The organism is Bradyrhizobium quebecense, assembly GCF_013373795.3.
GTDB lineage: Bacteria > Pseudomonadota > Alphaproteobacteria > Rhizobiales > Xanthobacteraceae > Bradyrhizobium > Bradyrhizobium quebecense.
Genome location: NZ_CP088022.1, coordinates 2,398,171 through 2,410,542, shown reverse-complemented (window position 1 = coordinate 2,410,542; position 12,372 = coordinate 2,398,171). Strand labels below are relative to the sequence as shown.

Genomic DNA, 12,372 nt, shown 5'->3' with positions numbered 1-12,372 from the left:
ACGGTTGTTGTCGCGCAGTGTGACAGCACGGATTCGACATCGTCCGCGATGATCGAGACGCTGGGAGCGAAATGACGAATGATGATCGTCGTGCACGACATGACTTGGCTCACGATGTGTCGCATCGGAACGGTGATGTTCGAGGGCTGGGGCGTCTGAAGCTATGTCGAAAGCGCTCAATGATGCGCATGACGCCACCACAATCGGGACAGGCAGGAACCTCGGCCCGGGTTTGAGCCTCCGAATCCACAGGCGACGGCTGGCCATCGTTTGGGGCTGTTCGCTCATGATCGAGAAGTTCGCGGCAAAGGGCGAGCTTGGCAGCGCGATGGCGGTTGGCCATGAAGCCGAAGTGGCGGATGCGGTGGAAGCCGTCAGGCAGCGTATGAAGCAGGAAACGGCGAATGAACTCATCGGGCTTGAGATTCATGATCTTTGTCGCGCTGTTTTGGCGATAGTCCTTCCATGAGAAGGCGACATGATCGTCGTCGAGTGCGACGAGCCGGCTGTTGGCGATCGCGACGCGATGGGTGTAGCGGCCGAGATAGGCCAGGACCTGTGCGGGTCCGCCGAAGGGCCGTTTGGCGTAAACAACCCAGTTGATGCGTCGCATGGCGTCGAGGTGGGCCGCAAAGGCAGCCGGCTCGGCCAGAGCTCCGAGATCGCCGAAGAAACGCAAGGCACCGGAGTTGAAGGCTGCCGACAGACGTTTGAGAAAAAGTGTGCGAAATAGTCTGGACAACGGTTTGACGGCCAGGAAGAAGTTCGGTCGGCAAGCGGTCCAGCGCGCGCCATCGGGCGAGAGGCCGCCACCCGGAACGACGCAATGGACGTGGGGATGATGCATCAGCGTCTGTCCCCAGGTGTGGAGGACGGCGACGCCGCCGATCGCACCGCCGAGCCGGCGTGGATTGGCGGCGAGCGTCGTCATCGCCTCGGCGGCAGCCTTGAACAGGATGGCATAGACGACGGCCTTGTTCTGGAAAGCGATCGCGGCGATCGGTGCGGGAAGTGTAAAGACGACGTGGAAATAGGGAACCGGAAGCAGGTCGGCTTGACGCGCGGCGAGCCACGCGGCTCGGGCTCTCCCCTGACACTTCGGACAGTGCCGATTGCGGCAGGAATTATAGGCAACGCGTGTCGTGCCGCAGTCGTCGCAAGCCTGCATGTGGCCGCCGAGCGCCTCGGTCCGGCACGCAACGATCGCGCTCATCACGCGCCGCTCGACCCGCCCCAGATGACCGGCATGTACACGGCGATAGGCGTCGCCATGCCGGCACAGAATATCGGCAATCTCGATGGCGGGCCTGTTGGAGCGGATGTCGGAGCGGGTCATGACCCGCATCCCGCTGCGGGTCATCCAGGTGGCGTCACCTCCAGCGACAGGCGATCGAGCGGGCTCTGCGTCGCTCGGATCGTATCGGTGGCGACCTGCGTGTAGCGCGCTGTCGACGACAAATTATTGTGCCCGAGCAAGACCTGGATGATCCGGATATCGGTTCCGTTCTCGAGAAGATGTGTCGCGAAGCTGTGGCGCAGCGTGTGCAGCGTGACGCGCTTGGTCAGGCCCGCAGCCTTCACCGCCGACCGGCAGGCGGCATGCAGCACGGTCTGATCGATCGGATGATCTTCGTCACGACCAGGGAACAGATAAAGCCGCGGCCGGGCGAGCCGCCAGTAGGTGCGCAGGATGCCCAGCAGCTGGGGCGACAGCATCACGTTGCGATCCTTCGCGCCCTTGCCGTGGCGCACCTGGATGACGCCGCGGGCGCTGTCGATGTCTTCGATCCGCAGTCCCGCAACCTCCGAGGCCCTGAGCCCGGCCGCATAGGCGGTGGTGAGCGCGGCGCGGCTCTTCAGGCTCGATACCGCTTCAAGAAACTGAACCACTTCGTCGGCGCTGAGAACGACCGGCAGCTTGCGCGGTTCTCGCGCATAGGGAATGCGCTCTGGGATGAGCGCCTCGCCGAGCGTGACGCCGTAGAAAAACCGTAGCGCACAGACGATCTGGTTCAGCGCCGGCCATGAGATGCCGGTCGAGACCAAATGCACCTGGAAGGCGCGGACGTCTTCCAGCTCTAACCGGTCAGGCGATCGGCCAAAATAGCGGCTGAACTTCGAAACCGCGCTGATGTAGGATCTTTGCGTCGCCGGCGACAGATTGCGGACGGTCATGTCTTCGATCATGCGGCGGCGAAGAGGGCTCAAATCGGCCATCTCGATACTCCTGTCTGAGGGGGTGGGCTCCAACACCCACATCCTCTCAGCCAGGAGGCGATCTATGCCACCTTGCCCCCTACGCCGCGGCAGCGGCTTAGTTCAATCCCTTCCGATTCCGCCAGGTCAGAAAATGCTCTAGTGCTCCGTTCGGAGCACACGCGGCAACTGCGCCGACAAGACAGATATTGTCGCAAGTCCCGGGTCGATCTAGGCTTCCGCCGCCGAGGTCCTCGATGGATATCAAGCGGGCGCTACCCCATCCCAAACTTCGCGGCGTCCTGCGCTCGTTCGAGGAACGGCGCGTGGAATTGGGGAGCGCCGTGCTGGCCTGGCCCGTCGCCGCACGGCCGCATCAGATCCTGGATATCCATCTGGCTGAACCATATCGCGTGCGCATCGACGGCGGCCGGCTCAGCACGACGCCAGATGTGGGTGTGGTTGGACCGCAGACCTATCGTCGCGCGCATGTCTGCCTGTCAGGCTCAGTCCATGTCTTCAACATTCTCTTTCAACCGCCCGGCTTGAACCGGTTGGTTGGGATCGACATGACCACTTTGGTCAACCAGGATCCGGCAGCCTCGGACGTTCTCGGCAAATCCGCCACGTCACTCGGCGATTCCGTGCGCATGGCGCCGGACTTCGATCTGCGCCTCGCCGCGGTCGAACGCTGGGTCGAGGCGATGCTCGAGAAGCGCGGCCCCGACTGCACGATCGCCGCCACATCACGCCGGATGATCGCCGTCCGGGGCCGTACGCGGATCGAGGACCTCGTTGCAAATTCCGGCCTCAGCACCAGCCAGTTCCAGCGTCGTTTCGCGACGCAGGTCGGAATGACGCCAAAGCTGTTTGCGCGAACGATCCGGTTCGACAGGGCGCTGGTCGCCCGCCGCGATGCCCCGAACCGGTCCTGGACCGACATTGTCCACGAACTCGGCTATTTCGATCAGGCCCATTTCATCCGCGAATGCCACGCTTTCGCCGGCTTGCCGCCCAGCAGCCTCATCGGCGACTGGGACAACGTCTTTTTCCCCGGCTGATGACCAAAATTTACAAGCGCCTTCGCCGGCGCTTCCCGCAAGGTCTGCCCTGGAGGCCGGCATGGCAGCGAGAATGACGCGGCGCGAATTCGGCGTCGTTGCGATTGGCATCGCGGTCGCCGGCCCGAGAGCTGGAGCGATGAACATGTCGACCAATCTGGAGCGCTTCAAGGCCATCGTCGAGCGCGGCTCTTCTCACGGCGACCTGACAGTCGCGGACGAAGTTTGCGCCGAGACGCTGATCGAGCATGAGTATCTGTCGAAAACGGATATTCCCGGCCCACAAATCCTGAAAGCGCAGATCGAGGACGCGCGGCGCAGCATCAAGGACTTGAAGCTCACGATCGAAGCGATCGTGAACGCGCGATACGGTGTGGGCGCGAAGCAAGGCAACGGGCGTCGACCCGCGCTCGGGAAAACCTGTTTCCATCGATGTCATGGACATCTGCCGATTTGCCGACGGCAGGCTCGTCGAACATTGGGGCGTGCCCGACCGGTTCGCGCTGCTTCATCAGATTGGCGCGCTACCGCCTCCGCCGCAAGGCCGGCCCTAGCGGGAAGCCGAGACGGCGACGAGAATGACGCCACGCGCGTTTGGCATCACGGCCGGCATCGCGGTCGCCATTGCCGGGCCGACAACCGGAGCGATGGACATGCCGACGAATCCGGATCCCTCCAGGAAGGACAACATGGTATCGCCGCGAATACTCGGCCCGCAAGATGGTCATCTCGCAATTCTCGGCGGTACCAGCGCCCGATTCATGATTGAAGAGGACGACGCCGGTGGGCGCTTCGCCCTTGTCGAACATCCGATGCAGCCGCGCGCTTTGGCAGCGCCCATGCACCGGCATCATCACGAGGACGAGTACAGCTTCGTCCTCGAGGGCCGCATCGGGGCGTTGCTCGGCGATACCGTCGCGATCGGCAATCCGGGAGACCTGATCTTCAAGCCGCGCGAGCAGTGGCACACGTTCTGGAATGCCGGGGACACGCCCGCCCGCGTATTGGAGATCATTTCACCGGCCGGCTTCGAGAACTATTTCCGTGAGCTCGGAGCAGAGTTGAGCAACGGTCCCCCTGATCCGCAGCGGCTGGCGACGCTCTGCGCGCGCTATGCACTCGACATGGATATGAGCAGCGTCCCCGGTCTGATCCAGCGCTTCGGGGTTCGCTTTCCAGGAGAGCCATCGCCCGCGCCGCAATGATTTGGCATGGTCGGCGGCCTCTCCCCACAGGCACGTGGAGAGAGGCCGAAGGCTGTGACGTCTTTCGTTCAATCGGTGTCGCGGCAATCGTCGCTGCGGTGGTCACGGCCACAGGAGCCGCGGTCATGGGCCTCCTCCCGGCCATCGCCGGTGCCCGGCGTGAACGACACGCCACGCAGCGCCTCGCCGGCGTTCGCGGTACGCAGCGTGACAAAGCGTTCGCCGGCCGGCAGCGTGGCCGCGGACAGCTTGTCGGTGATCATCACGAGCTTGTTCGGATCGGCACCCTGGTCGCCGCTGCCGCTCACCGTGGAGGTGATCGCCCAGATCGACACGCTGCCGTCGCGATTGACGCGGCCGGTGATGTTGCGCAGGCCGTCGGTCGCCGGCGACCACGGCTTGCCGGTCGCGGCGTTGTTGCCGGTCGGATAGCCCTGCACCGTGTAGGGGACGCCGAGGTCAAGTCCCGCCTGCAAGGTGTAGACCTGCTTCCACGCGCCGGCATTGCTGTCGAGCACCCACTTCTGCAATCCGGCTGATGTCTGCGCCTTGGCAGCAGTATAGCTGTTCGATGTCGGGTCGAATGTCGCGGTGCCGTTGCCTTCGTCGGCGACGTAGAGTGTATTCGCGTCGGCGAACCAGATGCCGAACGGGAACGCGGTCGTGCTCTTGAGCGCAGTCGGGAAACCACTCAGCACGCACATGTTATAGGGCGTGACGCCCTGCCCCGCCAACTTCGAGCCATCGTAGAAGATCTGCGTCGTCGGCAGCGACGCAGACGGAGCCGGCAGGCCGACGCCGTTCGGGCACGCCTTCGGACTGCCGTTGGCGGCGTTGCCGGTGGTGTCGATGAAGTAGACGGTGTTGATTCCGTTCCCGCCGCTGCCCTTGGTCGTGTAGATCACGTTGTTGAACACGGTGAGGCCGCGGAAATTGGTGTCCTTGCCGATCTTGTCGGCCTTCTGGCCGAGTTCGGTGATGTTGAAGCTGCCGAGCGGGAAAGGTCCGCCCGGGTCCGCCTGCCGCGCGAGCGGCGCGTCGGCCTCTCTCGCGATCTGCATGCCGGCGCCCGTGATGACGCCCGCAGGCTGCGGGTTGCCGCCATTGCCCGCGTTGCCGGCGGTGTAGAACACACCGGCACCATGCCGATCGTTGAAGATCGCAGCGCGGCCGTTGTTGCCGCTATAGCCGTTCACCTTGGTGAAGTGGAAGCGACCGTTCTCGTCGACTTCAGCGACCAGGCGATAATAGGTGCCGGGCACCGGATTGGTCGGATCGATGACGTCAGGGGTGTTGGAGTTCGACACGTCGATGGCGCCGATCGGAGCGAGATAGCCCATGAAGGTCACGCTGCGATGATCGAGCGACAGATTGAGCGCCAGCTCGGACTTTGACGAGAAGCTGGTGACCATCTGGTCCTTGTTTTGGGACACACCGCGCTGGGCGCTGTTCGGCACCTCGAGCGACTGCAAATGTCTGCCGTCGAGACGCAGTTCGTCGAGCAAGATTTTCGCAGTCAGGCCGAACGAGCCGTCGACACCGTCGTTGTTGAACACGGTCGGATAGGTGCCGTCCGCCGTGGCGGTCACGCAATTGGGCGACACGCAGTTCGGCGGCAACTGGGTCACGCCGGGCGTGATGGTGACGGCGTTGTTGACGAACACCGCACGGCTCAACAACAGATGACCTGGCCGGAAATGAACGTCATCGCCGTCGGCGTGCGCAAGACTGCCGGCCAGCGCCGTGGAGGCGAGCAGCGTCAATGCAAGAACCGGCCGAGACAGCGGAAGCCCCACAGGCGGGCGCAATCCTTTGGCGATCATTGCTTTTCTCCCAATGTAAGATTTTTTCAGAAAGTGAGGGCGGCGTAGCCGCCCGCCATGGCGGCGGTCGGCGCGCGCAATCTGCGGGCGGACTGTTACGGGCGTGCGACAATCGACCGCACGTTCACTGCGGCATCTCACGTCGGCGCATCGGCACGACCTACCGCGCCATCATGATCGGCAGCGCCCCGGGCTCTCGGCTCTGGCCATGGCTCCTGGGGCGGCGGCCTGATCCATGACTGGACCCACAGCTACAATCCGCTGATCGCCTTCGCGCTCGTCAATGTCGTGCTCGGCCTGATCCCGTTCCTGGTGGTACCGGCGCTGCGGCGCTGACTGCGGCAAACCCAAGTTTGGCAAGCTATGGAGAAGCCGCCAGTTTAGGCGGCCGAAAGCCAATGTAGGCGCATGCAAAAGGCACCAAAGTGATCGACCGCCGATGGAGCTTAGGGAATTCTCCGGAGTGACTCGGCGCGTCTGGCAAACTATGCCTAGATCTTCTCTCGCGGCCGCAGCGGGAGCCTCGCTGAGAACCTCGCGATGCTGGGATGACAGGATGATGCGACAAAACGGTGGAAAGACTGCGATGAAGCGTTTCTTGCTGATACTGACAATAGGTCTCTTGTGGAACGCCTTCGCCCACGCGCGAGCTGAGGAGCAACGGAGGGGCAAAGACATGTTGCAAAAGCTATGCGCCGGCTGCCATGCCATTGGCAGGACCGGCGCGAGCCCGAACAGGCTGGCGCCACCCTTTCGCAGCTTTAGTGAAACCAAACTCTACGACAGCGACTTCTTGCAACGACTGCAGGACGGCTATAGCAGCATTCATCCCTCCATGCCGACCTTCCGCTTCAACAAGGAGGATGCTGAGGAGGTCGTCAGCTATCTGAAGTCAATTCAGGAGCCATCCAAGCCGAAATAGCACCTATCGATCTCGCGGGAGCGCTGGGCGCCACATGGGCACGCGAGCACAAACGTTTGGACTTTGAAGCCGCCAGAGTCGGAGCGACTGATACGACGTCGGCCCATTGCTGACATTGCCGCCTAAACACACCATGTCCGCTTTGTGCCCGAGGCGGACGTTTGGCACACAGCTTCACCAAAGTTTTTCATTGGCTACGGGTTTGATCTCCGTCAACAGAAGCGGCCGCCAAGGGTCTAAACAGACAATGCGTAGACCCCCTACGCATCCCCACCCTGGAGCCGTCAGCTTCCCCAAGGCTGACGGCTTTCTCTTATCGGAAGCTCGCTCCCGATCGTCCTCGCGCGGAACATTGACCGAGAAGGCTGATCATACTCGATGCGGGAATGGTGCTCATTAGTGCGAGCGCTTGTTCTGAATCAATATGCTCCAAAAACAGAGGCCTAGCATTTCAACAAGCATTTGCCGAACGGCACAAGCGGGAGCCGTTCCGGCGATTGTGTTAGGGGCCCCGATCACCCCGTCCAGGCCTCGTTGAGCACGGCAACCCGTCACAAAAAGTCTTTGGCGGGGCCGTGTTCCTTTTGCCTCAAACGGGCCGCCAGACGCTCTCATGGTAAACTGAAGGAGATCAATAATGTCACGTCGAAGTATTATTTCGGTCGCAGCATCCATCATCATTGGCATCGGATGCATTGCGACCATTTCAACTGAGGCCTCCGCATATCGCGGCGGGGTTGGTCGCGCTGGCGTCCACCGCGGCGGCGTCTACCACGGTGGTGCTTACCGCGGTGCAGCAGTACGCCGGGGAGTTGCGGTCGGCGTCGGAGCTGCTGCAGTCGGAGCCGCTGCCTATGGCGCATCGCGCGCCTATCGCTGCGGTTACTATCCCTATCCACCCTGCTACTAGCACCGGTGCAAATCCCGGCCCTTCAGGGCCGGGGCGCTGGCGCTAGAGCAACAGCCCGTCGACATGGTCAAGCGCATATTACTAGGCGGCGGACGACAGGAGGCCCGGCAGCTTACCGAACGTCGATTGTACCGTCTGAGACGGCACCAATCTTTGCCCTGAGAGATCGGCCGACAAGACGTGTACGTGATCTACGGCGGCTCATTTGAGAACGCGACTGCAATTGCGTGTGCGAGGTGGCTTGGCCCCGGAAGCCATCGTTCGAAACGAGAGATGCGAAGCGACTGAAGCCAAATCCGCTTCGGGTCGAAAACGACGACGAGAGCGAGCGCGCGATCTCCACCTGCAGCGGACGTTGATGAGCGCGTGTCCTAATTGTTCGTCGTCGGCAGATCGTTGGGGCCGTACTGCTTGAACTCGAAGATCTTGCGCGTCAGGCCGGGCGCCAGTGCCGAGATCGGGTTGACGCGCAGCACCGGCTGGCTCGGCGTGCCGACCACTTCATAGGTCACGCCGATCAGGCCTTCGTTGCTGCCGGCGCCGAGGAAAATCCCGAAGAACGGGATCTGGCCGAACATGTTGTTCAGCCCGTACATCGGAATGAAGGTGCCGTTCATCCGCACCTGATTGCCGACATAGTCGATGCTGCCTTCGATCGTCGCGCCGATGCTCGGTCCCTTGACCACGCCGTTGCGGATCGAAAGCTGGCCGCTCTGGCGCGTGAACTCGGCGCGCAGCGCGTCGAACCCGATGCCGTTCTGGGTGCTGACCGGCCCGCCGGCGACGGCGCGGTCGAGCTGGGTTTCGCCCTTCACCGAGAAGCCGGTGATGTTGATGAGGCCTTCCCTCGGGCTCGGCTCGGGGATCGGCGGCTCCATCGCCAGCGTGAGCTGGCCGCCGACCACCTTCGAATAGGTGTCGATGAAGCGCAGGAACGCGCCGGCGTCGCCGGTTTGCAGGTAGATCACCTCGCGGCCCTGCTGGCGGCCGCGCATATCGACGCTGACGGGAGTATCGCGGCCGACCCTGCCGCTCAGCGTGAACGCCTTGAAGAACCCGTTGCGGCGCGAGATCTTGGAGTCGACGCCGCGCAGCGCCTCGCCGTTGAACCCGGCCACCGCGCCGAGCTTCAGATCGACATCGAAATCGGTCGTCTTGGTCTTGCTCTTGGGATCGCTGTCGCGGCCGGAGATCGCCGATTTCAGGAAGCCGCGGCCATCGAACACGTCGCCGCGCATCGTCACCTTGATCACGCCGTCGGGACCGCGATCGGCCCGCAGCGATGTCTTGTCGCCGTCCGACGGCGCATAGGTCGGGAAGTTCGCATTCATCAGGTCGCCGTTCTGGTCGACCTCAAGCGCGCCCTTGATCGAGACGCCGCTGCCTTCGATCGAGATATCCTCGAACCGCGTCGACTGCCCCTTCGGCACCACGTTGAAAGTCGCCTTGCCGGCCCTGCCCTGCGCCTTGACCCATCCGGGCAGGATGTTGTCGAGCTTGAGCTGGGTCAGGTCGGCCTCGACGCCCATCTTGGTGGTGGGATTGTCGCCGCTGCCGATCTTGCCGCTCAGCTTGATCGGGATCGCGCCCGACACTGCGGGGCCGAGATCAAGCCCGAGGCGCGCGCGGCTCGCGTCATCCAGCGTTGCCTGCAGCTTGACGTCGGCATCACCGTCGGCCGGCTTGCGGTAGTCGAGCGAGGCCGCCTGCCCGTTGATCTTGACGTCGCCCTTGACCTGGAAGCCGGCGTTGCTCGCAATCACCTTCAGCGTGTTGGCCTCGAGCTTCTGGTTCATGACCAGCTTGTCGACGGCAACGCCGGAGATGTCGGCGGTGACGGAATATTGCGTGTCGGCCTTGGTCAGTCCGCCCGTCACCGGCATGCCGAGATTGATCGTGGCCGTGACGTTGCCTTTGCTGGCGTTGGGATCGATCGGCGGACCGGAGAGATCGCTGAGCCGGTCGGATGCGAGGATCTCGGCGGCGGCCGGCACCGGACAGTCGACCCGGAACTTGACCTTCGACGGCGACGGTTTCGGCGCCATGTCCGGCACCTCGAAGCTGAAATCCGACAGCGTGATCTTGCGGCCTGCCGGCGTGTCGGCGATGCCCTGGTTGATGGTCACCGTCGCGGTGCGGCCGGTGACCCTGGCTTTCAGATCCGCGTCATGCACTGCGGGCATCTGATCCACCGGGCGCACCGTGACACCCGAGGCGACGATGTTGACCGAGAGACCGTCATCCGGGATCGGTGGTCCCTTGCGCGACAGATTATGTACCGGCGAATTGACGCCGACATCGATGCGCTGGAGCGTGCCGCGGTCGATCCGCTCGAGTACCCATTCACGCACCTCGGGCACGATGATGATCGGCCACATCCGCTTCAGCGCGGAGGCCGACATCGGGGTGCCGGCGAAGCCGAGTTGCAACCGCGGCTCGCCGGAATAGTCGATGCTGCCGGTGCCGGCGACGCCGATCTCGCCATTGGAGATGTCGGCCTGGGTCAGCAGCACCCGCTTCTTCTCGGTGTCGAACCGGAAGCCGACGTTGATGCGATTGAAGATCAGCGGCGGTTCATTCTTATCGGCGCCGGCCAGCACGATGGTGCCCCCCGACAGGCCCGCCTGCCAGTCGGTGACGTTGTCGTTCGGCGGCTCGAGATGGCCGAGCAGCGTGATGCGGTTGGCGCCCGAGACGATCTTGATCGGCGCCAGCAGCACGCGGCGCCCCGAATCCCACTCGACGCTCATCTCGGCCGAATCGACCGGCATCGGGTAGTCGGGCGTGTCGGTGTCGATGATGTTGCCGGCGCCGACATTGACCTTGCCGCGAAAATAGGTCGGCAGGCCGTCGCGGCCGAGCTCGCCCTTCATCTCGCCCGACAGCGGCAGGTCGGCGGTGTAGGTGAGATCCTTGGTCCGCATCGCGAGCAGGATGTTGCGGGTGGAGACCTTGTCGGCCTTGATGTCGACCGAGCGCACGCCGTTCTGCTGCGGTCCAACCAGGACACGGACCGACCAGGGCTTTGCGCCGTCCTCGCCGAAGCTGAGCGCAACCCCGCCGCCGCTCGGGCGCCGCAGGCTCAGGCTGATATTCTCAAAGCTCCATTTGTTGCCGCGCTGCTGGTCGTCGACGACGAGATTGCCGTTCTTCAGGCCGATCTCGTTGAGGTTCTGACCGTCGAGGCCGGTCATGCTGAGGCTATCGAGCCAGTCGAGGCCGGCGAGCAGCCCACTCTGGGCCGAATCGGGTGCAGACGCCGAGGGCCCGGAGGCAATCGGAGGCAATGCAACCGGTGGCGGCGGCGCAGCGGTCGTCGGCCGCGGGAATGTTGGCGGCAGCCCCGCCTCCCGCTTGGATGCAACGCCGGTGGCGAGCGGTTTTGCGGTGTCGCCGGCGGACACAGTGACATTGCCGTCGGGCGTGATGCGCACCGACAGTTCCGCATCGACCAGATTGAGGCTCTCCGCCCGCAACTGGCCCATCAGCAATGCCGTTCCCGACAAGCGCACTTCGGCTTTCGGCGCGCTGGCAACGACCGCGTGGTCGCGGTCGCGGACGATGATGTCACGGATGCGTACCGCGATCCTGATGCGGCCGGCGCGCTCGATCTGCGTTCCGCCGACCTCGACCGTGTTGCCGTGACCGATATTCTCCTCGATCGCCGCGGCCAGCCATGGCGTCGCCAAATCGAGATTGATCGGACCGGCGCCGAGCCGCCACCACAATGCGCCGAAGCAGGTCGCGAACATCACGACCAGCACCACGAGCACGAGCCCGATGCGACGGATCCAGCGCTCGCCGTGCAGCCAGCGCTGCATGCCGGAACAGAAATCGGTGAAACGATGCAGGTTGGGGTTGGAACGCGCCAGCAATTGCCGCGCACGGTTGCCCGCCGCCTCATCCTGCTCGTCCCACGCGGCGTCGTCTTCCCATTGCGAGAAGTCAGTCCCGGCGCGCGGATTTGGACCCTGCGGCGACGTGTTCCTTGCCATTGCCTCTCGGTGCTGACGGCGAAGCTGATCGCCGCCATAGGGGCGCCCGTCGACTGTTATCGAGCGCTCCCTTGCCGGCATCGCCGCCTATCCTCGCCTAATCATGTTACTCGCCGACGGCCCCGGAACGGACCAAAACAACCAATCAAAAGCCAATTCAGCAAGCGGACGGGTAACGCGTCGAATTCCTTGTCACCATACTCCGTGGCCATCAAACTTGCCCAGCAGCCGATGCGAATCCGGCCGCTGCGAATGAGACC

Annotated in this window: 9 protein-coding genes and 1 pseudogene; 5 read left to right on the top strand and 5 right to left on the bottom strand. The window is 63.5% G+C overall.

What is annotated here, in order from left to right:
• Positions 1–109 precede the first annotated feature (109 nt).
• Both HU230_RS11280 and HU230_RS11275 read right to left on the bottom strand, forming a co-directional pair.
• On the bottom strand, positions 110–1,336 hold the full coding sequence (locus HU230_RS11280; protein ID WP_176528572.1) for an IS91 family transposase: 1,227 nt from the start codon (positions 1,334–1,336) through the stop codon (positions 110–112).
• 20 nt (positions 1,337–1,356) lie between these two features.
• Entirely contained in the window at positions 1,357–2,217 is an 861-nt protein-coding gene (locus tag HU230_RS11275) for a tyrosine-type recombinase/integrase (RefSeq protein ID WP_029085027.1), read from the bottom strand.
• A gap of 236 nt (positions 2,218–2,453) precedes the next feature.
• On the opposite strand from HU230_RS11275, the gene HU230_RS11270 reads away from it, so the two are divergent.
• On the top strand, positions 2,454–3,257 hold the full coding sequence (locus tag HU230_RS11270) for a helix-turn-helix domain-containing protein (RefSeq protein ID WP_176531615.1): 804 nt from the start codon (positions 2,454–2,456) through the stop codon (positions 3,255–3,257).
• Between the two features lie 10 nt (positions 3,258–3,267).
• On the opposite strand, the gene HU230_RS11265 is transcribed toward HU230_RS11270, so the two are convergent.
• Complete coding sequence (locus HU230_RS11265) at positions 3,268–3,696, bottom strand: hypothetical protein (protein ID WP_176528443.1); 429 nt, start codon at positions 3,694–3,696, stop codon at positions 3,268–3,270.
• Between HU230_RS11265 and HU230_RS44060 the strand changes: the two genes are divergently transcribed.
• A complete protein-coding gene (locus HU230_RS44060; protein ID WP_420840855.1) occupies positions 3,695–3,811 on the top strand; it encodes a hypothetical protein in 117 nt (38 codons plus the stop codon). The genes HU230_RS11265 and HU230_RS44060 overlap by 2 nt on opposite strands.
• Before the next feature lie 24 nt (positions 3,812–3,835).
• Entirely contained in the window at positions 3,836–4,462 is a 627-nt protein-coding gene (locus tag HU230_RS11260) for a cupin domain-containing protein (RefSeq protein ID WP_224943209.1), read from the top strand.
• Between the two features lie 68 nt (positions 4,463–4,530).
• Here the strand turns inward: HU230_RS11260 and HU230_RS11255 are convergent, their stop codons facing one another.
• The gene (locus HU230_RS11255; protein ID WP_176531617.1) at positions 4,531–6,285 is read right to left on the bottom strand and encodes a hypothetical protein; all 1,755 of its coding nucleotides are present in this window, start codon (positions 6,283–6,285) and stop codon (positions 4,531–4,533) included.
• 143 nt (positions 6,286–6,428) lie between these two features.
• Between HU230_RS11255 and HU230_RS11250 the strand changes: the two are divergent.
• Positions 6,429–6,621: pseudogene (locus tag HU230_RS11250) on the top strand (MFS transporter); the annotation flags it as partial.
• A 250-nt stretch (positions 6,622–6,871) separates the two neighbouring features.
• On the top strand, positions 6,872–7,207 hold the full coding sequence (locus HU230_RS11245) for a c-type cytochrome (RefSeq protein ID WP_224924408.1): 336 nt from the start codon (positions 6,872–6,874) through the stop codon (positions 7,205–7,207).
• Positions 7,208–8,488: 1,281 nt separating this feature from the next.
• On the opposite strand, the gene HU230_RS11240 is transcribed toward HU230_RS11245, so the two are convergent.
• Positions 8,489–12,193, bottom strand: a complete 3,705-nt coding sequence (locus HU230_RS11240; RefSeq protein WP_176531618.1) for a YhdP family protein — start codon at positions 12,191–12,193, stop codon at positions 8,489–8,491.
• Positions 12,194–12,372: the final 179 nt, after the last annotated feature.

Coding starts and splice junctions, on each gene's coding strand:
- HU230_RS11240 (WP_176531618.1), bottom strand. CDS start 12,193: ATGCCGGCAAGGGAGCGCTCGATAACAGTCGACGGGCGCCCCTATGGC.
- HU230_RS11280 (WP_176528572.1), bottom strand. CDS start 1,336: ATGACCCGCTCCGACATCCGCTCCAACAGGCCCGCCATCGAGATTGCC.
- HU230_RS11260 (WP_224943209.1), top strand. CDS start 3,836: ATGACGCCACGCGCGTTTGGCATCACGGCCGGCATCGCGGTCGCCATT.
- HU230_RS11265 (WP_176528443.1), bottom strand. CDS start 3,696: ATGACATCGATGGAAACAGGTTTTCCCGAGCGCGGGTCGACGCCCGTT.
- HU230_RS11270 (WP_176531615.1), top strand. CDS start 2,454: ATGGATATCAAGCGGGCGCTACCCCATCCCAAACTTCGCGGCGTCCTG.
- HU230_RS11255 (WP_176531617.1), bottom strand. CDS start 6,285: ATGATCGCCAAAGGATTGCGCCCGCCTGTGGGGCTTCCGCTGTCTCGG.
- HU230_RS11245 (WP_224924408.1), top strand. CDS start 6,872: ATGAAGCGTTTCTTGCTGATACTGACAATAGGTCTCTTGTGGAACGCC.
- HU230_RS44060 (WP_420840855.1), top strand. CDS start 3,695: ATGGACATCTGCCGATTTGCCGACGGCAGGCTCGTCGAACATTGGGGC.
- HU230_RS11275 (WP_029085027.1), bottom strand. CDS start 2,217: ATGGCCGATTTGAGCCCTCTTCGCCGCCGCATGATCGAAGACATGACC.